Origin of the sequence: Achromobacter sp. DH1f (assembly GCF_000633435.1) — a bacterium.
Classification (GTDB): Bacteria; Pseudomonadota; Gammaproteobacteria; order Burkholderiales; family Burkholderiaceae_B; genus Achromobacter; species Achromobacter deleyi.
In genome coordinates this window covers 73,647-97,888 of sequence record NZ_AYMF01000054.1, presented here as the reverse complement: position 1 = coordinate 97,888, position 24,242 = coordinate 73,647, and the positions used below count along the sequence as shown (strand labels likewise).

At 67.3% G+C, this 24,242-nt stretch carries 24 protein-coding genes and 1 pseudogene; 17 read left to right on the top strand and 8 right to left on the bottom strand.

Annotated elements, in window-relative coordinates:
* The first annotated feature begins 162 nt into the window (after nt 1-162).
* Nucleotides 163-2,244, top strand: a complete 2,082-nt coding sequence (locus U858_RS0132590; protein ID WP_025141284.1) for a PIG-L family deacetylase — start codon at nt 163-165, stop codon at nt 2,242-2,244.
* Between the two features lie 17 nt (nt 2,245-2,261).
* Here U858_RS0132590 and U858_RS0132585 read toward each other — a convergent pair whose 3' ends face one another.
* From U858_RS0132585 to U858_RS0132570, 4 genes and pseudogenes are all read right to left on the bottom strand, one after another.
* Nucleotides 2,262-2,708, bottom strand: coding sequence for a hypothetical protein (locus U858_RS0132585; protein WP_157838893.1), 447 nt, complete (start codon nt 2,706-2,708; stop codon nt 2,262-2,264).
* A complete protein-coding gene (locus U858_RS0132580; RefSeq protein WP_025141282.1) occupies nt 2,705-3,775 on the bottom strand; it encodes a hypothetical protein in 1,071 nt (356 codons plus the stop codon). The genes U858_RS0132585 and U858_RS0132580 overlap by 4 nt, the downstream gene beginning before the upstream one ends.
* A gap of 45 nt (nt 3,776-3,820) precedes the next feature.
* Nucleotides 3,821-4,069, bottom strand: a pseudogene (locus U858_RS35265) (DUF445 family protein); the annotation flags it as partial.
* A 336-nt stretch (nt 4,070-4,405) separates the two neighbouring features.
* Entirely contained in the window at nt 4,406-5,371 is a 966-nt protein-coding gene (locus U858_RS0132570; protein WP_025141281.1) for an SMP-30/gluconolactonase/LRE family protein, read from the bottom strand.
* A 308-nt stretch (nt 5,372-5,679) separates the two neighbouring features.
* Between U858_RS0132570 and U858_RS0132565 the strand changes: the two genes are divergently transcribed.
* From U858_RS0132565 to U858_RS0132505, 13 genes are all read left to right on the top strand, one after another.
* The gene (locus U858_RS0132565) at nt 5,680-6,225 is read left to right on the top strand and encodes an RNA polymerase sigma factor (RefSeq protein WP_025141280.1); all 546 of its coding nucleotides are present in this window, start codon (nt 5,680-5,682) and stop codon (nt 6,223-6,225) included.
* Nucleotides 6,222-6,893, top strand: a complete 672-nt coding sequence (locus U858_RS0132560; protein ID WP_025141279.1) for an anti-sigma factor domain-containing protein — start codon at nt 6,222-6,224, stop codon at nt 6,891-6,893. Before U858_RS0132565 ends, U858_RS0132560 begins: the two co-directional genes overlap by 4 nt.
* Nucleotides 6,894-6,952: 59 nt before the next feature.
* Nucleotides 6,953-7,849, top strand: a complete 897-nt coding sequence (locus U858_RS0132555) for an alpha/beta hydrolase (protein WP_025141278.1) — start codon at nt 6,953-6,955, stop codon at nt 7,847-7,849.
* Nucleotides 7,850-7,851: 2 nt separating this feature from the next.
* On the top strand, nt 7,852-8,598 hold the full coding sequence (locus U858_RS0132550) for a hypothetical protein (protein ID WP_051593743.1): 747 nt from the start codon (nt 7,852-7,854) through the stop codon (nt 8,596-8,598).
* 85 nt (nt 8,599-8,683) lie between these two features.
* Entirely contained in the window at nt 8,684-9,613 is a 930-nt protein-coding gene (locus U858_RS0132545) for an acyl-CoA desaturase (RefSeq protein WP_029954682.1), read from the top strand.
* 2 nt (nt 9,614-9,615) lie between these two features.
* Nucleotides 9,616-10,881 (top strand): NAD(P)/FAD-dependent oxidoreductase, encoded by a 1,266-nt coding sequence (locus U858_RS0132540; RefSeq protein WP_025141275.1) that lies wholly within the window; start codon nt 9,616-9,618, stop codon nt 10,879-10,881.
* Nucleotides 10,878-11,654: a DUF1365 domain-containing protein gene (locus U858_RS0132535; protein WP_025141274.1), complete on the top strand. Its 777-nt coding sequence runs from the start codon at nt 10,878-10,880 to the stop codon at nt 11,652-11,654. The genes U858_RS0132540 and U858_RS0132535 overlap by 4 nt, the downstream gene beginning before the upstream one ends.
* Nucleotides 11,651-12,925, top strand: a complete 1,275-nt coding sequence (locus U858_RS0132530; protein WP_025141273.1) for a cyclopropane-fatty-acyl-phospholipid synthase family protein — start codon at nt 11,651-11,653, stop codon at nt 12,923-12,925. The genes U858_RS0132535 and U858_RS0132530 overlap by 4 nt, the downstream gene beginning before the upstream one ends.
* Nucleotides 12,925-13,437 carry a DUF2878 domain-containing protein gene (locus U858_RS0132525; RefSeq protein WP_025141272.1) on the top strand — a complete coding sequence of 171 codons (513 nt, stop codon included), beginning with the start codon at nt 12,925-12,927 and terminating at the stop codon, nt 13,435-13,437. Before U858_RS0132530 ends, U858_RS0132525 begins: the two co-directional genes overlap by 1 nt.
* On the top strand, nt 13,434-14,201 hold the full coding sequence (locus U858_RS0132520) for a DUF1295 domain-containing protein (protein WP_025141271.1): 768 nt from the start codon (nt 13,434-13,436) through the stop codon (nt 14,199-14,201). Before U858_RS0132525 ends, U858_RS0132520 begins: the two co-directional genes overlap by 4 nt.
* A gap of 11 nt (nt 14,202-14,212) precedes the next feature.
* Complete coding sequence (locus tag U858_RS0132515; RefSeq protein WP_025141270.1) at nt 14,213-15,295, top strand: cyclopropane-fatty-acyl-phospholipid synthase family protein; 1,083 nt, start codon at nt 14,213-14,215, stop codon at nt 15,293-15,295.
* 10 nt (nt 15,296-15,305) lie between these two features.
* On the top strand, nt 15,306-15,824 hold the full coding sequence (locus tag U858_RS0132510) for a lipocalin family protein (RefSeq protein ID WP_025141269.1): 519 nt from the start codon (nt 15,306-15,308) through the stop codon (nt 15,822-15,824).
* A 164-nt stretch (nt 15,825-15,988) separates the two neighbouring features.
* Entirely contained in the window at nt 15,989-17,725 is a 1,737-nt protein-coding gene (locus U858_RS0132505; RefSeq protein WP_025141268.1) for a cytochrome c biogenesis protein DipZ, read from the top strand.
* 185 nt (nt 17,726-17,910) lie between these two features.
* Here the strand turns inward: U858_RS0132505 and U858_RS0132500 are convergent, their stop codons facing one another.
* The 3 genes from U858_RS0132500 to U858_RS0132490 all read right to left on the bottom strand — a co-directional run bounded on the left by U858_RS0132500 (nt 17,911) and on the right by U858_RS0132490 (nt 21,460).
* Nucleotides 17,911-18,951 (bottom strand): hypothetical protein, encoded by a 1,041-nt coding sequence (locus tag U858_RS0132500; protein ID WP_025141267.1) that lies wholly within the window; start codon nt 18,949-18,951, stop codon nt 17,911-17,913.
* Between the two features lie 221 nt (nt 18,952-19,172).
* Entirely contained in the window at nt 19,173-20,822 is a 1,650-nt protein-coding gene (locus tag U858_RS0132495; protein WP_025141266.1) for an ABC-F family ATP-binding cassette domain-containing protein, read from the bottom strand.
* 179 nt (nt 20,823-21,001) lie between these two features.
* Entirely contained in the window at nt 21,002-21,460 is a 459-nt protein-coding gene (locus U858_RS0132490; protein ID WP_025141265.1) for a MaoC family dehydratase, read from the bottom strand.
* Nucleotides 21,461-21,602: 142 nt separating this feature from the next.
* Between U858_RS0132490 and U858_RS0132485 the strand changes: the two genes are divergently transcribed.
* The 3 genes from U858_RS0132485 (at nt 21,603) to U858_RS0132475 (ending at nt 23,636) form a co-directional block, all read left to right on the top strand.
* Nucleotides 21,603-22,433, top strand: a complete 831-nt coding sequence (locus tag U858_RS0132485) for an AraC family transcriptional regulator (RefSeq protein ID WP_025141264.1) — start codon at nt 21,603-21,605, stop codon at nt 22,431-22,433.
* Nucleotides 22,434-22,489: 56 nt separating this feature from the next.
* Nucleotides 22,490-22,897 carry a DUF2000 domain-containing protein gene (locus U858_RS0132480; RefSeq protein ID WP_025141263.1) on the top strand — a complete coding sequence of 136 codons (408 nt, stop codon included), beginning with the start codon at nt 22,490-22,492 and terminating at the stop codon, nt 22,895-22,897.
* 64 nt (nt 22,898-22,961) lie between these two features.
* Complete coding sequence (locus U858_RS0132475; protein WP_025141262.1) at nt 22,962-23,636, top strand: ankyrin repeat domain-containing protein; 675 nt, start codon at nt 22,962-22,964, stop codon at nt 23,634-23,636.
* Between the two features lie 40 nt (nt 23,637-23,676).
* Here U858_RS0132475 and U858_RS34540 read toward each other — a convergent pair whose 3' ends face one another.
* On the bottom strand, nt 23,677-24,126 hold the full coding sequence (locus U858_RS34540; RefSeq protein ID WP_232786653.1) for a response regulator: 450 nt from the start codon (nt 24,124-24,126) through the stop codon (nt 23,677-23,679).
* Between the last annotated feature and the right edge of the window lie 116 nt (nt 24,127-24,242).

The following is a 24,242-nucleotide window of genomic DNA, read 5'->3' as shown; positions in this document are numbered from 1 at the left end:
ATTCCAACCCGGCGAACCGGGCGCTGCGGCGGGTTTTCGGCGTGACGCGCGCGACCGCCGTTACGTCCCGCACAAAAGCGTAACGGCCATGACGAACCCCGGCTCGGCATATCCGCTATAAATAAGGGTCTAAAAATAACGGGGCCAGACTGCCCCTATGCCATGCCCCGACTCCCGGACCTGTTGCGCCCCCTTGGCCGGATACTGCTTTTCACGCTGGCCGCCCTGATCAGCCCCCATGTGCTTGCGGCGCCGCCCACGCTGGCGCAATGCCACGGCATCAAGGACCTGGCTTTCGTTGCCCACCTGGATGACGACCTGCTGTTCATGAACCCCGACATCGCCTCGAACGTGGCGGCGGGCGGCTGCGTGCGGGTGGTCTACCTGACCGCCAGCGACGCGGGCGAAGGCGACACCTACATGCTGGGCCGCGAACGCGGCGTGCGCGCTGCCTACGCCTACATGGCCGGCAAGCCCGACCAATGGAAGGAAGACACCGGCATCGTCGCCGGCCGCCGCATCGCGCGCTTCACCCTGGAAGGCGACCCCCGCGTGCAGCTCTGGCACATGCGCTTGAAGGACCCCTGGCTGGGCAAGGGCTGGGGCAGCCTCACGCCGCTCAGCCGCACCGAATCCGAACCCGGCCAAAGCGTCGACACCCTCGGCCCCTACCCCGAGACCTACACCCGCGAACAACTGGTCGACACGCTTGCCGAACTGATCCGCCAGTACGCGCCCACCACCGTGCGCCACCTGGACGACACCATCGCCGTGCCCTATACCCAGCTGTGCTGGCGCTGCGCCGGCCACGGCCATCCCGACCACATCGCCAGCGCGCGGCTGGTACGCGCGGCCATGCTGCGCGTGCCGGGCAACTACGCCGAAACCGGCTATATCGACTATCCCAGCCAGGAACGCGCCACCAACCTGGCCGACGCCGAGATCGCCAGCAAGTCGGTGATCTTCCAGCACTACGCCTGGAACGACTACCACTATTGCGCCGGCCCCACCGGCTGCAAGGAACCCGCCGGCCCCGCGGCCGCCTGGGTCCAGCGCGCCTACTACGTGTCGCGCCAGGACATGCCGCCGCAGATCTATCCGGACGGCCGCGGCGGCCTGGTCGTGTTCGCGGCGGGCGAGACCAACGCCGCCGTCAACCGGTGGGACGCCGGCCAACACCGCTGGCAAAGCCTGGGCGGACGCACCAGCGGGCCGCTGGTGTCATTCACCCACGCCGACGGCACCGCCGGCCTGATGGCGCGCGACCCGCTGGGCGGCGTGTGGGCCAACAAGCAGCGCCATGACGGCACCTGGCAAGGCTGGCAGGCGCTGGCCGGCATCCGCGTCACGCAGATTCCGGCCGTGGCGCCGCGCGGCGAAGCCGCCGCCGTGGCGCTGGGCTACGACGGCCGGCTGCACTGGATCGCCCCCACCGGCATCGACGGCAGCTGGAGCCCCTGGCAGGAACTGCCGCCGCTGGACGGCGCCACCGGCGCGCCCGCGGTCGTGCGCGGCGACGACGGCCGCTACATCGTCTTTGCGTCGGCCGGCGCAGGCCAACTGTTCTACACGCGCCAACTGCCGGCCGCCAAAGGCCAACGCCCCGACTGGCAGCACTGGCGCCGCGTGCCGGCCCCCGAAGCGGCCGGCGGCCTGGCCGCGATCCGCAACCACGAACACCGCGTCGAACTCTACTTCCGCCAACGCGCCGACAACCACCTGACGCGCCTGGAAGAAACCGGCGACACCACCGACCTCAACATGGACTGGAGCGCCCCCGCCGACCTGGGCGTGCCCTACATCGGCCGCCCCGCCATCGATGCGGATGCGCAAGGCAACGTGGTGCTGGCCATCCTGGAACGCGCCAACGGCCCGCTCTGGCTGGTTGAACACGGCAAGCCCGCCAAACTGGACGCCGAAGCCGCCTCGCCGCCCGCGATGCACCTGATCGACGGCACGGTGTACATCGTCGCACGCAGCACCGGCGGCCCGCAGCGCTACCAGGTGCTGTCCCGCCGTGACGGCCAATGGGCCACCGCCCTGACATTGGACGGCGTGCCCGCCACCGGCGGCGGCCCCTTCGCCGCGGTCGCCGCACGCCCGGCCGACCTGCCCAACCTGGGCGCCAACCCGCCTGGCAACGCCGTGGTGGTGCGCCCGTCTTCTGACGAACCGGGCACGCTGACGCAGGAACGCATGCCGACGCAGACCTCGCGCACGGCCACGCCGACTCGGGTGCAGTAAATAGGCGGTGGCGAGCGTTATTTGAGTTCGAACACGAAGTCTTTCTGGGAAAGCTGATCACGCATCTGGGCAATGTCTTTGAATGGCGAACTTTCCAAGGTTCGAACCATACCGTCCATGATCACATGCAGCGCCTCGATATCGCCATTTTCAATGGCTTTGTCCATGGCTCGAATCTGCGCCTGCAAGCCGGTCTTTCGTAGGTCGAATGTGTCGGCCATGGCCTGCTTTACGACATCACGCTGCGCACGGATATTCTTGACCGCGACATCGCGATCCGCTTGAATCTGCGCACGTTTCGTCTTCTCTTGAGCATGCAGGGCTTGATATTCGCCGAAGGCTTTATACATCTGATCAAAGCCTTCCAGCAGCACCTGACCCGGCATGCCCTTTCCCATCTTCGCCGCGCCCTTGCTTTTCAAGGTCTGGGTCAGCACTCCCATCAGATCACTTGTCTTTTTCATACTGCCTCCACAAGACTTTGCATCTCACGCACCATTGATGCGCTCGCGCGGGTAAGACCGCCTTTCTTGTTCAGGATTTCTATCTTCGCCATGCGATGCAACGCCGTACCCAGAACGATCAGCATATTGAAACTGTTCTGATCGTCTTCCGACAACTTCGCATATTCGATCTTGCGACTCGCGAGGCTGGCTGGAACTTCCTTGCCCACATTCAGATACCGGTCCTCACGAGCGCGCCGCACGCGGCCGAGCATGCGAGAAACCCGATTGGCCGAGGCTTGAAAACGCTCATTCAATGCTTCCAATACCCATGCGACCTCCCGCGCCCGCTGATCCAGCGCATCCAGCGCCAACCCGGCATTGGATATCTGCTCAACTGACTCATCGATGCTTACCGCGTGAGCATGCGCCTGCGTCAAGGCCTCTTCCGATTTTCCGGCAGCCAGATATCCCATGACCAACAGCACAGGCCCCGCCACCACGCCACCCAGCACCGCAGTGCCTCCCGCCATTCCCAGCCCACCGGAGGCCAGTGAGCCACCGCCCAGCCAAGCCAAAGTGGCATTGGTCGCAGCGGCGCCGGATAGACCAGATATTGCAGTGCCCGTGGATGCCGTGCCGAGCAAGGTCACCGCTTGCCCCACGCCGGCACCAACCATGGCTCCGGATGCTGCGCTCTGCAAGCCATGCCGCAAAAACTCCGTCGCTTCATAGACCGCGCCCTCGATTTTGTCCATCGGGACGATCTCGATAGGCAAGTGATACCCCTCCACCTCTATCGATGCGATATCGCTCTTGGCCACTTGAGCCACCAGCCGACCGAACTTCGACAAGCTCTTGGTGGTGATCTGCAGGCGAAGCTCACCTAGCGATGCCAGTTCAAGGCAGACTTCTTCGCGCCGATTGTCCAACGCCTGCGCTGCCAGGCGCCATTCGCGCTCGGCGTTCTGTACACGATTGCGTGCACTGGAAAAATTCTGCTTGGCATCCCACGCTTTTTTTAACCCGGTGATGGCGGAAGCGATTGCCCCGGCGCCAAGCACTACTGGGACCAACGGAAGTACCATGATTCTTCTCCTCCTTTGATGTTGATATTGAACTCGCCTGACGGGCTACACCATCTCGTCGATTTGCGATATCAGGAACAGCGCGACGCCGATCACGCAGCCGACAACAGTGCCGCTGATGCGGATGTATTGCAGATTGGGACCAATGCTCAGTTCGATCTGGCGAGACATATCTTTCGCATCCCACTTGCGTACGGTGTCGCTGATGTGACGTGTCAGAAATTCCGCAAATTGCGGTGCGGCCGACGCTGCGAGTGATTCGGCGTGTTCATTGATGGACGTGCGAATGTCTGGGCGCGTCAATGTAACCAATAAGGTTTATATGTAACTATAAACAATATTGGGTCCACATCAAAACCAATTGAATATGACTGGCGTGCGCGGCGTGTCCCGACCTGCCGCGTTACTAAGGCGTGACGGACCTCGGCTACCCCGCATCGACGGCGTGACCGTCAAATTTGCCGAGTCAACAATGAAGCGCACCCGAAAGGTCATTCGGTGCCTGGTTCAAATGTCGACGGTGACGCTCAATAAAACCGAGTTGCGAACGCCGTCATTTACAGGACATGCGGCGGTAGTGCACCGCCCGCTGAGAGAGGCCTTCTATTTCACGCCCCGCTTTGCCCACTGTCAGGGCTTGCCCGCCAGCAACGGATTCGGCAGCTTGAAAATCTGCCCCGCTGCCCCCGACAGCGCCGTCGCATACACCGTCTTCTGATCGCGCGACAAAGCCAGGTTCGAATGATGTTCGCCCGGCAGGGTCACACGGGTCATCAGCTGGCCCTGGCCGTCCAGCACCCACATCCCGCCGCCGTTGTACAGCGCGACGAACAGGTGACCGCTGCCATCGCTGCGGATGCCGTCCGGCGTGTGGCGATAGGCCTGCCCGCCGGGCGCCAGCCCATCCAGATCGGCGAACAATGCGCGTCCTTCCAGCGTGCCATCCCGATGCACGTCAAAGCGCAGGATGCTGTCGGTGGTGCTTTCGCCCACATACAGGATGCCGCCGTCGGGCGACAGGGCGATGCCGTTGGCGTTGCGGATGTTGTCGGCCAAGGCCACCGGGGCGCCGCCCTGCGGCGCCAGGTAGAACACCTTGCCCAGCCAGGAATCGTCGCCCGACGCGGTGAAGTAAACGCCGCCGCGGGCATCGGCGACCAGGTCGTTGGGCCGGTAGAAGGGTTCGCCTTTCGAGCCGCGCTCGAACGTCCGCTGCTTCACGCCATCCCGTGATATCTGCTGCACGGTGCCGCTGTCGTAGCAGGCGACCAGCAGCGCGTCGGGCGTGGCCACCAGGCCGTTGGCGCCGCAGCCCGGCAAGCGGGCGACGACCGCCTGGCCAGAAGGCGTCAGCCGGTTGACGGTCGAGGCCTGGTAATCGACGAAGTACAGCGTGTCCTGCACCAGCACGGTGCCTTCCGGAAAACCGATGCCGTCCGCCACCGGCGTCGCGCTGGCCGCGGCATCGATGTCCAGCGGCGTCTTGTTGGTCGACGCGTCGCCCGTCACGAGCGCCGAGTTGGCGGAAGCCTCGTCCGCCCATGCGGAAACAGGCGATGCCAGGAAAAATGCGATGACTGCCGCGGATAGCCGCATATTCAGGTCCTTTACGGGCGATCGACCTGGCCGCGCACACCGCGATGCGGCGCATCGCTTTCCCTTGGCCGCAAGCCACCTGATCGCCTGGCGATCCGACCGCCGAGCAGGCGGCGAAGTTCCTGGCCGCCGACGCTTTCGCCACTGAACCGCCACGGAAGTCACCCGTACAAACCCGGCCTTTGCCCGAGCCAACCCGTGCGGCGCTTGCCTGTATTATTTGGGGGCCACAGCCGTTCCCGGCCTGTGGCGCATGCTCTTCCCCGTCGCCTCACGCGGCTGCACCTATCTGACCCCGGATATCCGCCATGGCTGATCCGCTTCGTCTGCAGGCTCTGATACAGGATTGCGCGCGCGGCCAGGAATCCGCGCTGGCCGAACTCTATCGCCAAACGTCCCCGCATCTGTTTGCGCTTGCCGTACGTATATTGCGACGAAGCGACTGGGCGGAAGAAGTCCTCCAGGACAGCTTCATCAATATCTGGCGCAACGCCGCCCGCTATTCTTCGGAACAGAGCCAAGTCATGACCTGGATGACCCGCATCGTGCGCAACCGCTGTATCGACCTGCTGCGCAGGCCGGACCTGGAGCGCCCGGACGCCGACGGCGAATTGACGCTGGCGTGGGCGGACGACGCCCCCGGCCCGTTCGAACGGCTGCAAACGGACCAGGACGCCCGCCGGCTGGCCGACTGCCTGAAGCAACTCGAAGGTCAGCAACGCGCCGCCATCGCGCTGTCCTTCTTCGATGACCTGAGCCACAGCGAGATCGCCCAGCGCATGCAGACGCCGCTGGGCACGATCAAGAGCTGGGTGCGCCGCGGCATGGAACGGCTCAAGAGGTGCCTGTCATGAACTACCGCGATCCGCAGTTACGCGCCCGCCTGGCGGCCGACTACGTGGCCGGTGCCATGCGCGGCGGCGCCCGTCGCCGTTTCGAGGGGCTGATGGCGGCCGACGCCAACCTGCGCCGCCAGGTGCGCGAATGGGAAAACGACATCTATCCGCTGCTCTGGTCGCTGCCTGCCAAGACGCCGCCCGGCCGCGTCTGGCGCGCGATCGAAGCGCGCCTGCGTCCCGGCGCCGGGCCGTGGTGGCAAGGCCTGGCGTTCTGGCGCGTGGCCAGCGGCGCGCTGGCGGCCCTGCTGGTGGCCGGCGTGGTCTTCTACCCCATGCAGGTCGACCGCGCCGCGCGGGCGCAACTCATGGCCGTGCTGCAAAGCCCCGAAGCCCAGGCCATGCTGGTGGTGCGCGCCGACGAAGCCGGCGGCCTGCACATCCATGCCTTGCAGAACCTGGCGACGCGTGCCGGCGACAAAGCCCTGGAACTCTGGGCCATTCCGCCCGGCCAGGCGCCGCAGTCGGTCGGCCTGGTCTCGCCCGAAGGCCTGACGGCGCTGCGCCGCGCGCAGGGCCTGGCCGGCGTGCAGCAACTGGCCATCACGCTCGAACCGCCGGGCGGCTCGCCCACCGGCAAGCCCACCGGCCCCATCATCATGAGCGGCGACGTGCTGAAGATCTAGGCTGCATCCAGGATGGGCCGCGGCCCGTATAGAGGGGTGTCCCCGTTGCGGAGCACCCCATGTCTTCCTGGATCGGCCCCGGCCCGCGTGGCCTCTTCGAAATCCTGCTGGTCGCCGGCCTGGCGCTGGGCCTGCTGGCCGCCTGTTCCCCCCTGACACTGCTGAACGGCGCCATTCCCGACGGCGCCAGCCAGGCCACGCAGGGGCTGGCCTATGGCACGCTGCCACGCCAGCGCCTGGATATCTACGCGCCGCCCAATGCCGCTCATGCCCCCGTCGTCGTGTTCTTCTACGGCGGCAGCTGGCGCAGCGGCGAACGGGCCGACTATCGCTTCGCGGGCGACGCGCTGGCGTCCCGCGGCATCGTCGCCGTGATCGCCGACTACCGCCTGTACCCCGAAGCCCGTTACCCCGCCTTTCTGCAGGATGCCGCGCAAGTGGTGGCCTGGACCCAGCAGCACATCGGCGCCTATGGCGGCGACCCGCGGCGGGTCTTCGTGGCAGGCCACAGCGCGGGCGGCTACATCGCCGCCATGCTGGCGCTGGATGCGCGCTGGCTGCACGGTGCCGGCACCGCGCCCGCCACCCTGGCCGGCTGGATCGGCCTGGCCGGCCCTTATGACTTCCTGCCCATCGTCGCGCGCGACGTACGGCCGGTGTTCCTGTTTCCCGATACGCCGCCCGACTCGCAACCGATCCATCACGTCAGCGCCGCCGCGCCGCCGGGCCTGCTGCTGGCCGGCGCCGCCGACAGCACGGTCGATCCGCGGCGCAACAGCGTCAGCCTGGCGCTCGCGCTGCGCGCGGCCGGGGCCTGCGCCCGCCTCGTCGAATATCCCGACCTGGGCCACAAGCTGCTGGTCGGGGCCTTGTCGCGGCCGCTGCGCTGGCGCGCGCCGGTGTTGGACGACGTCAGTGCATTCGTGGCCGCGCCCTGTGCGGCGCAAGGGGAATGACCATGCGTCTGCTGCTTGTGCTGCTACTGCTGTCGGCGCCCTGGGTCGCCCAGGCGCAGAACGAACATTACGTGGGCATCGCCTACGCCCCGCATGGCGGCGCCGAACGCTATCGCGAAGAACACTGGGTAGTACGCGACCACGCACAACAAGAACGGCTGGTGCTGTACCGCTGCCCGGACGGCGCAGCCTTTGCACGCAAGTGGGTGCGCGGCGCCCTGGATGACCCCGCCCCCGATTTTGCGCTGTTCGACCAGCGCGAGGGTTACCGCGAAGGCGCCAGCCTGCGCAATGGCGAGCGCTACGTCTACGTCCAGGCCCGCGCCGGGGCGACCATGCAAAGTCAGAAGCTGCCGGCCGCGGCAGACCCAGTGATAGACGCCGGCTTCGACGCCTGGCTGCGCCAGCATTGGGACGCGCCCACCGCGCCCTTGCAGTTCCTGCTGCCCAGCCGGCTGGCCTGGGTGCCGCTTGAGGTACAGGCGCGCGACCTGCCCGACGCCCGCGAACGCATCTTCCGCTTGCGGCTGGATGCCTGGTACGGCTTTGCCGCGCCGCCGCTGCGCGTCACCTACGACCGCGACAGCCACCGCCTGCGCCGCTTCGAAGGCGTGAGCAATCTGCGCGACGGCAACGGCGGCACGCAGACCGTGCGCATCGAATTCCCGCCGGAGGCCATCCTGCCCCCACCCACCAGACAGGACCTGGACGCCGCGTCCGCCACGCCGCTGACGGGCCGTTGCGACTAGCGCAAGGCCGCCGAGGGTTTACCCCAATGCATCCGCGACACCGCCGCGCCCGTATATCCCGGCAAGGCTCGAACAGGACACGATGATGCGCCCCGAATTCACTGGCTGGACCGCCTCGATACGCCGCTGGGTAGATACCCAGGCCCAGGGCGTGCCCGCGGGCAACCCCGACCGCATCGACTGGGCGCGGGCCCTGCCCTTTGCGCTGCTGCATCTGGGCTGCCTGGGCGCGCTGTGGACCGGTGTGTCGCCGGTGGCGCTGGCCGTCGCCGTGGCGCTGTACGCGGTGCGCATGTTCGCGCTGACCGGCTTCTACCATCGCTACTTCTCGCACCGCACGTTTCGTACGTCACGCGGCATGCAGCTGGTGTTTGCCATCCTGGGCGCGTCGTGCGCGCAGCGCGGCCCGCTGTGGTGGGCGGCGCACCATCGCCACCACCACCGCCATGCCGATGACGAGCAGGACCTGCATTCGCCCGCCCGCCACGGTTTCTGGTGGAGCCACATGGGCTGGTTCCTGACGCCGCGCGCCTTCGCCACCGACCTGGCCCGCGTGCCGGACCTGCGCCGCTATCCCGAACTGCGCTGGCTGGACCGTTTCGACGCCGCCGTGCCCATCGCCCTGGCGCTGCTGTGCTACGGCCTGGGCGCACTGCTCGAACGCGTGGCGCCCGGCCTGGGCACCACCGGGCCGCAGATGCTGGTGTGGGGGTTCGTCATCTCGACGGTGGCGCTGTTTCACGCCACGGTCACCATCAATTCGCTGGCGCATCGCTACGGCAAGCGCCGCTACGACACCGCGGACGACAGCCGCAACAACGCCTGGCTGGCGCTGCTGACCTTCGGCGAAGGCTGGCACAACAACCACCACTTCTATCCCGGCTCGGCCCGCCAGGGGTTCCGCGCCCGTGAAATCGACATCACCTGGTACGGCCTGCGCCTCTTGGCGGCCACCGGCCTGATCTGGGACCTGAAAGCCGTGCCGGCCTGGGTGCTGGCGCGCGCCAAGGAGTAATCATGCGCATCGCCATCATCGGCTCGGGCATCTCGGGGCTGGTCTGCGCCTGGAAGCTGGGCCGCGACCACGACGTGACCCTGTACGAGGCCAACGACTACCTGGGCGGCCACACGCACACCCACACGGTCGAACAGGACGGCAAGACCTTCGCGGTGGACAGCGGCTTCATCGTGCACAACCCGGTGAACTATCCGCACTTCACGGCCCTGCTGGACGAGCTGGGCGTGGCCTCGCAGCCCACCACCATGAGCTTCTCGGTGCACAAGGCGGACGGCGGCCTGGAATACAACGCGACCACGCTGGACACGCTGTTCTGCCAACGGCGCAATCTGCTGTCGCCGCGCTTTCTGGGCATGGTGCGCGACCTGATGCGCTTTTATCGCGAAGCGCCGGCATTGCTGGCCAGCCAGGACCCCGGCCCCACGCTGGGCGACTACCTGGAACAGCACCGCTACGGCAGCGCCTTCTGCAGTGACCACCTGATCCCGATGGCGTCGGCGCTGTGGTCGGCGCCCGCGGCCCGCATCCTGGACTTTCCGGCGCGCTACCTGGTGCAGTTCATGGCCAACCACCAGATGCTGCAGGTCAGCCAGCGGCCCGAATGGCGTGTGGTGCAAGGCGGTTCCAGCCGGTATATCCGCGCGCTGCGTGAACGCTGGAATGTGCTGGTACGCCTGAACTGCCCGGTGCATGCCGTGACGCGCCAGGCCGGCGGCGTGGTGGTGACGTCCTGCGATGGCCAGCCGCACTACGACGAAGTCATCTTCGCCTGCCACAGCGACCAGGCCCTGAAGCTGCTGGCCGACCCGACGCCGGCCGAACGCCAGGTGCTGGGCGCCATCCCCTACCAACACAACGACGTCGTGCTGCACACGGATGCCCGCCTGCTGCCGCGCCGCCGCAAGGCCTGGGCCGCCTGGAACGCCTATGTGCCGGCCGACCCGTCGGCGCCCTGCTCGGTCAGCTACTGCATGAATCTGCTGCAGGGCCTGTCGTCGCGCCTGCCGTTCATCGTGACGCTTAACCGCAGCGAGGCCATCGACCCCGGGCACGTGCTGGCCCGCATGCGGTATCACCATCCCGTCTACACCCTGGAATCGGTGGCCGCGCAGACGCGCCGCGACGAGATATCCGGCCCGCATCGCTGCTGGTACGCCGGTGCCTACTGGGGCTGGGGTTTCCATGAAGACGGCGTGGCCAGCGCGCTCGATGTCGTGCGCGGCATCCAATCGCGCGCCGCGCCCCTGACCCTGGCGGCCGCATGAACTACCACAGCGCCGTCTATGAAGGCCGCGTGACGCACCAGCGCCACCTGCCGCACGCGCACGGTTTCAGCTACCGCATGGCGCAGCTGTACCTGGACCTGGACGAGATCGACCAGGTCTTCAAGCACCGCTGGCTGTGGTCGGCCCACCGGCCCAACCTGGCCGAGTGGCGGCGCAGCGATTACCTGGATGGCGATACGGGCGTGCCGCTGGCGCAAGCGGTGCGCGCCCGCCTGCGCACCGCGCTGGGCGAGGCGCCCACCGGCCCGATCCGGCTGCTGGCGCATCCGCGTTATGCCGGCTACGTCTTCAACCCGGTCAGCTTCTACTACTGCTTCGAGGCAGACGGCGTGACGCTGGCTGCCATCGTCGCCGAAATCACCAATACCCCCTGGAAGCAGCGCTACTGCATCGTGCTGCCGGCGGCCACCGCCGAACGCCATGGCCTGTCGCTGGCCTGGCAGTTCGACAAGCGCTTCCATGTGTCGCCCTTCATGCCGATGGACTGCGCCTACGACTGGCGCTTCAGCCCGCCCGGCGACGACCTGCGCGTGCACATGCGCGTCAGCCGCCACGACCAGGTGCAGTTCGATGCCCACCTGGCCTTGCGGCGCCGCGAACTCGACAGCGCCGCGCTGGCGCGGCTGCTGTGGCGCTTTCCGCTGATGACGCTGCAGGTGATCGGCGGCATCCATTGGCAGGCGCTGCGCCTGTGGCTCAAGCGCAATCCCATCCACGACCATCCCCGCACGCCCAACGGAGAACCGCAATGAAAGCCATGACGCCATCCGAACACGCCGCGGTCGCGGCAAGCCGCCCGGTCGGCGCGCTGGACCGCCTGCTGCGCAAACGCCTGTTCGCCAGTCTGGCGCAACTGGCCGGCGGCCGCCTGGCCATCGAAGACAGCCTGGGCGGCGCCACGCTGGGCCAGGGCTCGGCCGTGGTGCGCCTGACCATCCGCGACATGGCCTTCTACCGGCTGGTGGCCACGCAAGGCAGCGTGGGCGCCGGTGAAGCGTTTGGCGACGGCATGTGGACCTGCGATGACCTGGTCGGCCTGGTGCGCCTGCTGGTGCGCAACCGCGATACCCTGGACGGCATGGAATCGGGCCTGGCGCGGCTGGCCGGCTGGGCGCTCAAGCGCTGGCACGCCGCCAACCGCAATACCCCCGAAGGCAGCCGCCGCAACATCGCCGCGCACTACGACCTGGGCAACGACTTCTTCTCGCTGTTCCTGTCGCCCGACCTGATGTATTCGTCGGCGCTGTGGACCGACGCCGACGACACGCTGGAAGAGGCCTCGCAGCGCAAGCTGGCCGTCATCTGCCGCAAGCTCGACCTGCAGGCCGGTGACCGCGTGGTGGAAATCGGCAGCGGCTGGGGCGGCTTTGCCATGTACGCCGCGCGCCACCATGGCTGCCACGTCACCACCGCCACCATCTCGCGCGAGCAGCACGACCTGGCCACCGCCCGCGTGCGCGCCGCCGGCCTGCAGGACCGCGTCGACGTGGTGCTGCAGGACTACCGCGACCTGCAAGGCCAGTACGACAAGGTCGTGTCCATCGAGATGATTGAGGCCATCGGCGCGCAGTACCTGGAAACCTATTTCGGCAAAGTCGCCAGCCTGCTGGCCCCGCGGGGCCGCGCGCTGATCCAGGCCATCACCATCGAAGACCACCGCTACCAGCAGGCGCTGGGCTCGGTGGATTTCATCAAGCGCCACATCTTCCCGGGCAGCTTCATTCCGTCCATCGACGCCATGCTGCGCGCCAAGACCCGCGCCTGCGACCTGGCGCTGGTGCACCTGGAAGACTTCGGCCATTCCTATGCCCTGACCTTGCAGGCCTGGCGCGAACGCTTCCTGGCGCACCTGCCCGACGTGCGGGCGCAGGGCTTTGACGCGCGCTTTTGCCGCCTGTGGGAGTTCTACCTGGCCTATTGCGAAGGCGGCTTTCGCGAGCGTTCCATCGGCGTCTCGCACCTGCTGCTGACGCATCCCGGCGCGCGCAGCGCCGGTGAACGCTGGGTGCAAGGGGACGCGTGATGCGCTTCTGGGCCAACCTGCTCGGCTACCAGGCGGTCTGGTTCAGCGCCGTCATCGGCGCTGGCCGAGGCCTGGCCTGGCCGGGCGTGGTGGCGGCGCTGCTGTTCGTGGCGGCGCAGCTGGTCTGGTCGCGCACCTGGCAGGCCGACCTGAAGCTGGCGCTGGCCGCGCTGCTGTGCGGCTGCCTGCTGGACGGCAGCCTGTCGGCGCTGGGCTGGTCGGTCTATGCCGCCAGCGCCTGGCCTGCGCCGCTGTGGATCCTGGCGCTGTGGGCCGCCTTTGCCCTGACCTTGAACCATTCCCTGGCCTACCTGCGCCCGCGCCCCTGGCTGGCCTGCGCGTTCGGCGCCCTGGGCGGGCCTCTGGCCTACTGGGGCGCGGCGCGCGGCTGGCTGGCCGTGCAGTTCGATGCACCCGCCTGGCGCGCCACGGCCGCACTGGCGCTGGGCTGGGGCCTGATCCTGCCCGCGCTGACTTCCCGCGCCTGGCGCTGGACAAGGGGGGCAACATGAGTCCCTGGCACCAATGGCTGGTGATTGCCGCCGGCATGATCGTCGCGATGGCTCTGGCCTGGCGCTGGCAGCGCCGCCATGCCAATGCCGGCATCGTTGACGTGGTCTGGGCGCTGGGCATGGGTGCCAGCGCCGTGCTCGTCGCCGCCACCGGCACGGGCGCCGCCTTGCCGCGCGCATGCCTGGCCATCATGGCAGCCGTCTGGTCGCTGCGCCTGGCGTCGCATCTATGGCGTCGCGTGCGGCAGGAAGAAGACGGACGCTATCGCGCCCTGCGCGAACGCTGGCATGGCCACCAGGGCAAGTTCTTCGGCCTGTTCATGTTCCAGGCGGGCCTGGTGATGCTGTTCTGCCTGCCATTCCTGGCGGTGGGCGTCAGCCCGGCGCAGGGCGGCGCGGTTGCGCTGGGCGTGGCGATCTGGCTGGCCGCGCTGACCGGCGAAGTCATCGCCGACCGGCAGCTGGACCGCTTTCGCGACGACCCCGCGCATCGCGGCCAGACCTGCCGCGCCGGCCTGTGGCGCTATTCGCGCCATCCCAACTATTTCTTTGAATGGTGCCATTGGTTCGGCTACGTGGCGCTGGCCTGGGGCTCGCCCCTGGCCGGCTTGGCGTGGCTGGGCCCGGTGCTGATGTTCGTGTTCCTGCGCTGGATCAGCGGCATCCCCTTCACCGAACAGCAGGCCCTGCGCACGCGCGGCGACGACTACCGCGACTACCAGCGCCGCACGTCGGCCTTCTTCCCGTGGTTTCCCAAATCCTGACGAGGCTCGCCATGACGACCGCCACCCTGCAAGACGCCCTGCTCGCCGCCGACCGCCCCGCTCCCGGCCTGCTGGGCCTGGCCGAACGCGGCCTGGTGCCCGACGCGCTGCTGCGCCTGGGCATCCGCCGCCTGTGCGCCCAGCGCCTGGCCGCCGAATACGCCGGTGGCATCGAAGCCTGGACCGCGCGCGACCAGCAACTGATCGCGCGCCTGCGCACCAGCCCCGTCGCCATCCACACCGACGCCGCCAACGCCCAACACTACGAACTGCCCACCGCCTTCTTCCAGCTGTGCCTGGGCGCCCGCATGAAATATTCCGGCTGCTACTACCCCACCGGCGCCGAAACGCTGGATGAAGCCGAAGCCGCCATGCTGCGCCTGTACGGCGAACGCGCCGAACTCGCCGATGGCCAGGACATCCTGGAACTGGGCTGCGGCTGGGGCTCGCTGACGCTGTGGATGGCCGAGCACTACCCCAACGCCCGCATCACCGCCGTGTCGAACTCGGCCACCCAGCGCCAACACATCGAAGCGCGCTGCCGCGAACGCGGCTGGCAGCATGTGCGCGTCATCACCTGCGACGTCAACGTGCTGGCGCTACCCGCGGATGCCTACGACCGTTGCGTGTCGGTGGAAATGTTCGAGCACATGCGCAACTACCAGGACCTGATGGCCCGCATCGGACAATGGCTGCGGCCCGGCGGCAAACTGTTCGTACACATCTTTGCCCACCGCGAACGCGCCTACCCGTTCGAGACCGAAGGCGCCGACAACTGGATGGGCCGGCATTTCTTCACCGGCGGCATCATGCCCGCCGCCGACACGCTGCTGCACTTCCAGCGCGACTTGCAACTGGAAGAAAAATGGTTCGTGGACGGCACCCACTACGAACGCACGGCCAACCACTGGCTGGCCAACCAGGATGCCCAGGCCGCCACCGCCCGCGCCGTGCTGACCCAGGCCTACGGCCCGCGCCTGGCTGACCTGTGGCACCAGCGCTGGCGCATGTTCTGGATGGCCTGCGCCGAGCTGTTCGGCTACGAGGCAGGCCAGCAATGGGGCGTGGGCCACTACCGGTTCACACGCCCTTGAGGAGACGACCATGTTGCGCGCCCTGTCCGCCGCCCTGGCAGCCCTCCTGACCGGCTGCGCCGCGCCGCCGCCCATGCCGCCGGTCAGCCACGTGGACCTGGATCGCTTCATGGGCGATTGGTACGTCATCGCCCATATCCCCAGCTGGCCCGAACGCCACGCCTACGACGCCGTGGAAAGCTACCGCCGCTTGCCCGACGGCCGCATCCAGACCGACTTTCGCTACCGCAAAGGCAGCTTCGAGGCCGACGTCAGCACGATGCACCCCGTGGCCACCGTCAGGCCCGACACCGGCAACGCGGTGTGGGGCATGCAGTTCATCTGGCCGATCCAGGCGGAATACGTCATTGCCTACCTGGACGATGCCTACCAGACCACCATCATTGGCCGCTCCAAGCGCGACTATGTGTGGATCATGGCGCGCGTTCCGTGCCTGAGCGACGAGACCTACGCGGCGCTGGCCGCCAAGGTCACCGAACTGGGCTACACGGAAAGCTTGCGCAAGGTGCCACAGCGCTGCGGCAAATAGGCCGCCGCCCCAGCTGACAGCCCCCACGCAATCTTCACGAAAAATTTAGATTTGCGTGAAAGTCCCGGTACGGCTGCGCTCTTATGCTGTGGCAAACGCGGCGGCATCCTCGCGGATGCCGGCGTCCCGCAAGCCATAACCTTCGATCACAAGCCGGACCGACCATGCTGCTGCTTCTCCTTGCCTACCTGGGCGGCGTGCTGACCATCGTCAGCCCCTGCATCCTTCCCGTTCTGCCCTTCGTTTTCTCGCGCGCCGGCCAGTCCTTCGTGCGCAGCGGGCTGCCGCTGCTGGCGGGCATGGCCGTCACCTTTGCCCTGGTGGCCTCGCTGGCGGCCGTGGGCGGCGGCTGGGTCGTGGCCGCCAACCAATATGGCCGCTGGCTGGCCCTGGCGCTGGTCGTCGTCTTCGGGCTGACGCTGCTGTTTCCACGCCTGGCCGAACGGCTGACGCATCCCCTGGTCAATGCCGGCAACCGCCTGACCAGCGCGGCGGGCAACGAGGCCGAACCGCACCCCAGGACCTCGTTCCTGCTGGGCATCGCCACCGGCCTGCTGTGGGCGCCCTGCGCCGGGCCGATCCTGGGCTTGGTGCTGACCGGCGCCGCCCTGCAAGGCGCCAGCCTCAGCACCAGCTTGCTGCTGTTGGCGTACGCGCTGGGCGCCGCCACGTCGCTGGCCTGCGCGCTGTTGCTGGGCGGCAAAGTCTTCGCCGCCATGAAGCGTTCGCTGGGCGCGGGCGAATGGATCCGGCGCGGCCTGGGCGTGTTGATGCTGGCCGGCGCCGCCGCTATCGCGCTGGGCTGGGACACCGGCGTGCTGACGCAGCTGTCCACCGCGTCCACGGGCAATCTCGAACAGGCCCTGATCGGCCGCCTGGGCGCAGCCCCCGATTCGGCTGCGCCCCGCACCACGGCAAGCACCGGCGATACGCTGCCCGTCGAAGGCACGCTGCCGCCGCTGGATGGCGCAGTGCAATGGTTGAACTCGCCGCCCTTGTCGGCCGAACAGCTGCGCGGCAAGGTCGTGCTGGTCGACTTCTGGACGTACTCGTGCATCAACTGCCTGCGCGCCTTGCCCTACGTCGAGGCCTGGGCGCAGAAGTATCGCGACCAGGGCCTGGTGGTCATCGGCGTGCACGCCCCCGAATTCGCCTTCGAACGCGACATCGGCAACGTCACGCGCGCTACCAAGCAGTTGGGCGTGACCTACCCGGTCGCCATCGACAACAACTACGCCATCTGGAAGGCTTTCGGCAACCAATACTGGCCGGCGCACTACTTCATCGACGCACAAGAGCGCATCCGCTATCACCACTTCGGCGAAGGCGAATACGACCAATCCGAACGCGTGATCCAGCAGCTGCTGCGCGAAGCCGGCGCCTCCAACGTGGATGCGGGCCTGACGACCGTGCAGGCGCAAGGCGTCCAGGCATCGGCCGATTCGGCCGAGGTCCGTTCACCGGAAACCTACCTGGGTTACGACCGCGCCGAAGGTTTCGCAACCCGCGACAAGTTCGTCGCCGACACGCCGGTCGCCTACACCGCGCCGGCATCGCTGGCCCTGAATCACTGGGCGCTGGACGGCGCCTGGCGCATCGGCGCCGAACGCTCGACGCTGGCCCAAGGCAGCGGCCGCCTCGTCTACCGCTTCCACGCCCGCGACCTGCACCTGGTGCTGGGCCCCGACGCCGACGGCAAACCGGTACGCTTCAAGATCACCCTCGACGGCAAGCCGCCCGGCGCCGACCACGGCATGGATGTCGCCGCAGATGGCACCGGCGTGGTGACCGAGCAGCGCCTGTACCAGCTGGTCCGCCAACAGGACGCGTCGGCCGACCACACCTTCGCCATTGAATTCCTGGACCCGGGCGTGTCGGCGTATGCGTTTACGTTTGGTTGATAGTTCGGATTGACTGAATGATCTGCTTCCAGCAATAATTCACTCAACGCAACCCGCCACACTTGCCATCTCCGGATGGCGCGACCTCCCCGGAGGCAGTGTAAAAGGCGGGTTTTTCACGTCTGTTGCGTTCGTAGATTTCGCAGCAGCAAAGACTTGCCTTGCGCCGAAATCAACATCCTCATCTACTTGCGCGACAGCGGCACGCCCCACACCGGATCCTGCATGCCCTGCTTGCCCAGCGGCGTGATCTGCATGGGGATGATCCGGGACAGCATCTCGCGCTGCGGGTCACTGATGTTGGTGCGCTGAGAAAAAAGCTTTTGCGCGAAGTCCATCGGCGCGGGCCAGGTGTAGACCGTCAGGTTTTCCAGCGGGCACTCGATCATCTTGGGATCGACCGCGCGGCAGCCCGACTGCGTGTACTGGTAGCTGGGCGTCTTCATGTGCATGCGCTGGCTCAGCACCAGTTGGCCGCCCTTGAGCGTGAAGCTGGCCAGGGCCTGCTTGGGCGGAATGCGCGCTTGTACCTTGATGGCGGGAATGTCCCGATACGCCGTGTCCTCGTAGTACCCCGCCTGCACGCCCGGCGTGGTTTCGGTGTATTGCTCTTCGCCCCAGGCCACACACGCGCCCGAGCCGCGGTGCACGGCGGTGCAGACCGTGCGCGTCTTCAGTTGGGACCCCGTGGACCCTTCATGCCAGTTGGTCTCTTTATAGAACTCGCGGTACAGCTCGGGCGACAAATAAGCCGTGCCGTTGGCGCCACGGCCCGAACCGACCGCGCCGCGCGGCGCGCCCACCTGGTCCAGCAAGGCATTGAGCTTGTAGTCGTCGCCGCCGGTCAGCAGGTACTTGCCGGGCGGCAGGATGTGCACCTCGAACGCCCTGAACAGATACGTTTCCGCCTTGTCCCGCTTCAGCGAGTTGTTCTGGAACTTGCGGCCGAACGTGATTCGCGGGTCTTTCTCGAACATCCAGACCGTGTTGCCCGTCCACTGCGTCATGGTCATGGCGTCTTTCAGCGTGGCGTGCGGCATCAGGTCGGCCACCAGCACCACGGCCATGTCGTCCTTGAGCGCCTCGTTGATCAGGTCCAGCAGCTGTCCGTAGCGCGGATCGTCCATGGTGCCTTCGCCGTTGGAATTCGGCAGGTTCACGCAGCCGGACAGCGCAAGCGTAAGCGCCAGGGCGGACAGGGCAAGGCGCGGGCGCGATGGCATCATGGTTCGGTCCTTGAAAGAAAGCTGAATGGAGCCGGCATACTACTGATTCGAGGTCGGATCGCAATAGCCCGCATGCCTGCTGAAACAAGATCCGGCGCCTGCCACCGGGGCAGCGGCAGGGCGCATAGCCGCCGTCCAGGCCCGGCACGCCAATGCGTCTGCGGCCCACACCGGGGTTCGCTCCTTCGTGGCCGTGATGGCACACGGCCAAGAGCCGAAAATTATTGTTGCGATTGTTTCCAGTCGCGGCCCTGCCCCATGCCCAGCAACCGCCATCCGTCGCCCGTCGCCGCCAGCAGGTCCGTCAGGGCCAGATGATCCAGGAACGCCGTGTCATGCGAAGCCACCAGCATGGCACCCGGATAGCGCGACAGCATCGTCTCCAACGCCTGCAGCGACGGCAGGTCCAGATGGTTGCTGGGCTCATCCAGCAGCAATAGCTGCGGTGGCGGGTCGGCATACAGCACGCAGGCCAGCGCGGCCTTCAGGCGCTCGCCGCCGCTGAGCAGGCTGCTGGGCACGGTCACCTTGTCCGCGTCCAGGCCCAGTTGCGCCAGGCGCATGCGCAGCTCGCCTTCGCTCAGGAGACGGTTGGCTTCGCTGGCTTGGGCCAACACCGATCGGGCAGGGTCCAGATTGCCCAACGCCTGATCCAGGTAGACGCGGGCCGGCGTGACTGAGCATGTTCCGGCGCGCGGCGCCAGCTGCCCCGCCAGCACTTTCAGCAAGGTGGATTTGCCGCTGCCATTGGGACCGATCACGCCAATACGCTGCTGCCCCCGTACTTGCAGGCTCAGCCGCTGGTTGGCAGCGGGCACGAAGGGCAGTTCGACCGCATCCAGCATCGCCACCAGCCGCTGCGCCACGCCGGCATCGAGCCCGGCGTGCAGATGAATGCTCAAGCCCTCGTCGACCTGCTGCGCCGCCTCGTGCACCCGCTGCATCAGTCCAAGCTGTGCAGCGGCGTGTTGCTTGCGCAGCTTGCCGGTCGATTGTTCGCTGCGCGCTTTCTGGCGCCCCAGCAGGATCTTGGCCTGGTTGGCCTCTTTGCCGCTGCGCGTGCCGCGCGCCTGCCGTTTTTCCTGGCGCTCGCGCTGTTCCTGCAGGGCGCGCGCCTCGCGCTGGCGATCCCGCTTTGCCCGCTCCAGTTCCGCCACCGCACGCTGCTGTTCATGCGCCTTGGCCTGCGCATAGAACGCATAATTGCCGCCATGACTGTGCAAGCCCAAGGGGGACAATTCCACGATGCGGTCCATCGTGTCCAGCAGTTGCCTGTCGTGGCTGATCACCAGCAGGCCACGTGGCCATTGCGCCAATTGCGTGATCAAGGCCTGCCGGCTGGACTGGTCCAGGTGGTTGGTGGGTTCGTCCAGGATCAGGAAGTCGGCGTCCGACAGCAAGGCGCCGATCAGGGCGACCCGGGTGCGCTCGCCGCCGCTCAGCAGATGGGCCGGTGTCTGCGCATCCAGATGCGCCAGGCCGTGCTGTTCCAGCGCGCACCGCAGTTGCCGCGCGACGTCCCAGCGATCACCGACCGCATCGTAGTCTTCGGGCGCCGCGCTGCCGGCCTCGATGCGCCGCAGCGCGGCAAGCACGCGCTGCACGCCCGCCAGGTTGGCCACGGTGGCATCGTCCGCCACGGCGTCGACCTGTTGGGCCAGGTAGTGCACGCTGCCCGCCGCCACGCGGCGTCCTTGTGACGGTGCCAACTGCCCCGCCAGAATGCGGGCCAGGACGGACTTGCCCACGCCATTGCGTCCGACCAGGCCGGTATGGCGCAGGTCGAAGGTGTCGTTCAGGTCGGAAAAAAGAGAAGTGCCATCCGGCAAAGCGTATGAAACGCCTTCCAGGGCGAGATGAAAATTCGCCATGCGCTGTGGGTTTCCAAAGATGCAAAGAGCTCCCCCGCAGTTGGGGGCAGTGGAGATTTGCCGTCATGACAACGGCCGCATCAATGGCGCATGGGAAGAGACCCTCGAAAAAAAGCAGTGATCGTGAATTGTACCCAGCACAGGCATCACTGCAACCGTGATGCCCGTGCCATCGCAGGCTACTTGCGACGAAAGCTCACGACCTTGCTGGTCAGCTTCTGCACTTCATCACCATCCTGGTTGAACGTCACGCTTTCCACCAGCACGATGCCGCGGTCAGGTTTGCTGCGCGACGGCGTGATGGAAAGAATCGTGCTTTTCACGTGCAGCGCATCGCCCGGCCGCGTCGGGCGGGCCCAGCTGATCTCGGCGCCGGCACCGATCACGCCATCGGCCAGTGGCATGCTGTCGACCAGCAGGCGCATGGTGATGGCAACGGTATGCCAGCCGCTGGCCGCCAGCCCCTGGAACAGGGAATGGCGCGCCGCGTCCTCGTCCAGGTGGAACGGCTGCGGGTCGAATTCCGAGGCGAAGCGCCGCACCTGATCGACGTCCAGCTGGTGCGTCGCGCTGGTGAAGGTGTCGCCCACCGACAGGTCGTCCAGATACAGCGCCTTGGGGTTGCCGGGTGTTGCCATGAACCGTCTCCTTGCTTGCCTGAATGCATCTCGCGGATGCGTGCCGCATCGATTATTCAAGTAATCTACCCGGCGAACAAGCCGTTGGGCAGGCACGCCGCCCCAGCGCGCCAAGACTGCCTGCTGGCAGGGAATTTCCGTTATGACGACTCAAGACGACTGGATCCGGGTACGGCGCGACCCTGCGACGGGCATCGAGGTGGTGCATGCCCATTTTCGCGGGCACGCCTACGATCCCCACGACCACGACGAAATGCTGGTGGGCGTCACGCTGCAGGGCGTGCAGCAATTCCAATGCGCGCGGCGCATCGTCACCAGCACGGTGGGCAACGCCATGCTGATCGAGCCCGGCGCCGTGCACGACGGCCATGCCGGCAGCGAGCAGGGGTTCACGTATTCGATGCTGTACCTGCCCCTGGCCTGGGTCGATGCCGCGATAGCGCGGCGCGAACGCAAGCCTGGCCGCCAGGCGTTTTCGATGTTTCGCGCGTCGCTGTCCAACGAGCCCGCGCTGATCAACGCCATCGTCACGGCCCTGCACAGTTTCGAACCGGACGACCCGCGCCTGGCGCGCGACGAGGCCCTGGATACGCTGATCGAGCACCTGGCCGCCGACCATGAGCGCCTGCTGGTCGCCCCCGCCCGCCCCTCGCCGTCGCGCGCACGCCGCGCCCAGGAATACATCGACGCCCATATGGCATTGGATCTCAGCATGGACCAGGTGGCCGAGCATTCCGGCATGGACCGCTACGCCCTGGCCCGGCAGTTCCGCCGCGAATTCGGCCTGACCCCGCATGCCTACCTGGTGAACGCCCGGCTGCGGCGGGCGCGCGCGCTGCTGGCCCGCGGCATCGCCCCGGCCGAGGTTGCGGCCCAGGTCGGCTTTGCCGACCAGAGCCACCTGGGCCGCTGGTTCAAGCGGGCTTACCGGATCACCCCGGCGAAATACCGGCACAGCGCACAAACGTTCTAGACCCTCGCGAAGGCACTGCGCCACCATGGGCGCTTTTCCCCTAGCGGAGTCTTGACGTGTTTGATACCAAAGTTGCCATCATCGTCCGTAGCGACCTGGCCACGTGGCAGCGCCTGAATGTGGTGGCCTTCCTGTCCACCGGCCTGGCGTCCGCCGCGCCCGAGATGTTGGGCGCCCCCTATGTGGACGCCACGGGGCACCCGTACGCCAGCATGTCCGTGCAGCCGATCCTGGTGTTCGAAGGCGACCTGGCCGGTTTGCAGGGCGCGCACCGCACGGCGCGCGAACGCGAACTCACGGTCGTGCCCTTCATCCAGGCCATGTTCGCCACCGGCCACGACGAGGCCAACCGCGAGGTCTTTCGCGCCGAGGACGCCGCCAACATGAATCTGGTCGGCATTGCGGTGCGCGGGCCGAAGAAAGCCGTGGACAAGGCCGTGAAGGGGCTGGCGCTGCATCCGTGACGCCGCGCGCCATGACGGCATAATCGAGGGCACGATTCATGCCATCACAAGGAGGCTCGCCCGCATGTCCATCATCCGTTCCTGGCGCACATTCATGGCGGCGGCCCTGCTGGCGGTCGCGGAAAGCGGCGCGGCAGCGCCGGGCGATACCGGCGCCGACCTGCTGCGGGCCGCGGCCGACGGCGACGCCACGCGGGTCAAGGCTCTGCTGGCGCAGGGCGCGCCGCTGGAAGCGCGCGACAGCGACGGCAACACGCCCCTGCTGCGCGCCACGCTGGCCAACCACGAGGCCGCGGCCACCGCGTTGATGGACGCGGGCGCCGACGTCAACGCCAAGAACCGCATGCAGGACAGCGCCTATCTGTATGCCGGCGCGCGCGGCCACAACGGCATCCTGGCGCAGACGCTGCGCCATGGCGCCGACCTGCGCAGCACCAACCGCTATGGCGGCACCGCGCTGATCCCCGCGTGCGAGCGTGGCCTGGTCGACACCGTGCGGCTATTGCTGCAAGCCGGCGTCGACCCCGACCATGTCAATCGGCTGGGGTGGACGGGGTTGCTGGAAGCCATCATCCTGAGCGACGGCGGGCCGGATCACCAGGCAGTCGTCGCGCAGTTGATCCAGGCCGGGGCCAACGTGAACCTGGCCGATGGCGAGGGACGCAGCCCGCTATGGCATGCCCGCCAGCGCGGGCAGGACGCGATCGTCAAACAGCTGCAAGCCGCTGGCGCCCGCTGAGCGCCGTGAAGAAAAGTTGCAAGTTGGCTGGGCCAGCGCGTTAGGCGACCAGCACCGCGGGGCCGTTGGCCGCCTGGCTGGCGGCGCTGGCCAGCAGGTCCGGGCGCGCGCGATGAAGCGACGGCGCCGCGGTTTCCGGCAGCAGGCGGCGCACAGCCGCCAGCACGTCCAGCGGCTCGGCCGGCTTGCGCATCACGGTCGCGCGATCCCCGCAGGCCGCGGCAATCTCATATTCGGGGCGGCCGCTCAGCACCAGTACCGGCGTCTCGCTCAGATAGGCGTTCTCGCGCATGGCCGTCAGCAGGGCGCCGCCGTCCATGTCGGGCATCGAGAAATCGGTGATGACCAGGTCCGGACGCAGGCTCAGCATCTGCTGCAACGCCGTCAGGCCGTCGGTATGCGTCGTGACGGCATAGCCTTCGCCGGTGAGGAATTCGCCCATCAGGGCGACAAGGGTGGGCTGGTCGTCGACCAGGAGGATTTTTTTCATGATGGTTCTGTGGCCGGCACTGCCGCGGTGGCACGTCTGGGCGTCCTGGCGGCAGGCACTAGAGATTGGTGAGGCGTGAATGGGCGAATGCTAGGTCACGCATGCCGTTCATGTGT

Excerpts from the sequence above, each read along its gene's own strand:
- U858_RS0132590 (WP_025141284.1), top strand. The coding sequence starts at position 163 with ATGCCCCGACTCCCGGACCTGTTGCGCCCCCTTGGCCGGATACTGCTT.
- U858_RS0132585 (WP_157838893.1), bottom strand. The coding sequence starts at position 2,708 with ATGAAAAAGACAAGTGATCTGATGGGAGTGCTGACCCAGACCTTGAAA.
- U858_RS0132580 (WP_025141282.1), bottom strand. The coding sequence starts at position 3,775 with ATGGTACTTCCGTTGGTCCCAGTAGTGCTTGGCGCCGGGGCAATCGCT.
- U858_RS0132570 (WP_025141281.1), bottom strand. The coding sequence starts at position 5,371 with ATGCGGCTATCCGCGGCAGTCATCGCATTTTTCCTGGCATCGCCTGTT.
- U858_RS0132565 (WP_025141280.1), top strand. The coding sequence starts at position 5,680 with ATGGCTGATCCGCTTCGTCTGCAGGCTCTGATACAGGATTGCGCGCGC.
- U858_RS0132560 (WP_025141279.1), top strand. The coding sequence starts at position 6,222 with ATGAACTACCGCGATCCGCAGTTACGCGCCCGCCTGGCGGCCGACTAC.
- U858_RS0132555 (WP_025141278.1), top strand. The coding sequence starts at position 6,953 with ATGTCTTCCTGGATCGGCCCCGGCCCGCGTGGCCTCTTCGAAATCCTG.
- U858_RS0132550 (WP_051593743.1), top strand. The coding sequence starts at position 7,852 with ATGCGTCTGCTGCTTGTGCTGCTACTGCTGTCGGCGCCCTGGGTCGCC.
- U858_RS0132545 (WP_029954682.1), top strand. The coding sequence starts at position 8,684 with ATGCGCCCCGAATTCACTGGCTGGACCGCCTCGATACGCCGCTGGGTA.
- U858_RS0132540 (WP_025141275.1), top strand. The coding sequence starts at position 9,616 with ATGCGCATCGCCATCATCGGCTCGGGCATCTCGGGGCTGGTCTGCGCC.
- U858_RS0132535 (WP_025141274.1), top strand. The coding sequence starts at position 10,878 with ATGAACTACCACAGCGCCGTCTATGAAGGCCGCGTGACGCACCAGCGC.
- U858_RS0132530 (WP_025141273.1), top strand. The coding sequence starts at position 11,651 with ATGAAAGCCATGACGCCATCCGAACACGCCGCGGTCGCGGCAAGCCGC.
- U858_RS0132525 (WP_025141272.1), top strand. The coding sequence starts at position 12,925 with ATGCGCTTCTGGGCCAACCTGCTCGGCTACCAGGCGGTCTGGTTCAGC.
- U858_RS0132520 (WP_025141271.1), top strand. The coding sequence starts at position 13,434 with ATGAGTCCCTGGCACCAATGGCTGGTGATTGCCGCCGGCATGATCGTC.
- U858_RS0132515 (WP_025141270.1), top strand. The coding sequence starts at position 14,213 with ATGACGACCGCCACCCTGCAAGACGCCCTGCTCGCCGCCGACCGCCCC.
- U858_RS0132510 (WP_025141269.1), top strand. The coding sequence starts at position 15,306 with ATGTTGCGCGCCCTGTCCGCCGCCCTGGCAGCCCTCCTGACCGGCTGC.
- U858_RS0132505 (WP_025141268.1), top strand. The coding sequence starts at position 15,989 with ATGCTGCTGCTTCTCCTTGCCTACCTGGGCGGCGTGCTGACCATCGTC.
- U858_RS0132500 (WP_025141267.1), bottom strand. The coding sequence starts at position 18,951 with ATGATGCCATCGCGCCCGCGCCTTGCCCTGTCCGCCCTGGCGCTTACG.
- U858_RS0132495 (WP_025141266.1), bottom strand. The coding sequence starts at position 20,822 with ATGGCGAATTTTCATCTCGCCCTGGAAGGCGTTTCATACGCTTTGCCG.
- U858_RS0132490 (WP_025141265.1), bottom strand. The coding sequence starts at position 21,460 with ATGGCAACACCCGGCAACCCCAAGGCGCTGTATCTGGACGACCTGTCG.
- U858_RS0132485 (WP_025141264.1), top strand. The coding sequence starts at position 21,603 with ATGACGACTCAAGACGACTGGATCCGGGTACGGCGCGACCCTGCGACG.
- U858_RS0132475 (WP_025141262.1), top strand. The coding sequence starts at position 22,962 with ATGTCCATCATCCGTTCCTGGCGCACATTCATGGCGGCGGCCCTGCTG.
- U858_RS34540 (WP_232786653.1), bottom strand. The coding sequence starts at position 24,126 with ATGAAAAAAATCCTCCTGGTCGACGACCAGCCCACCCTTGTCGCCCTG.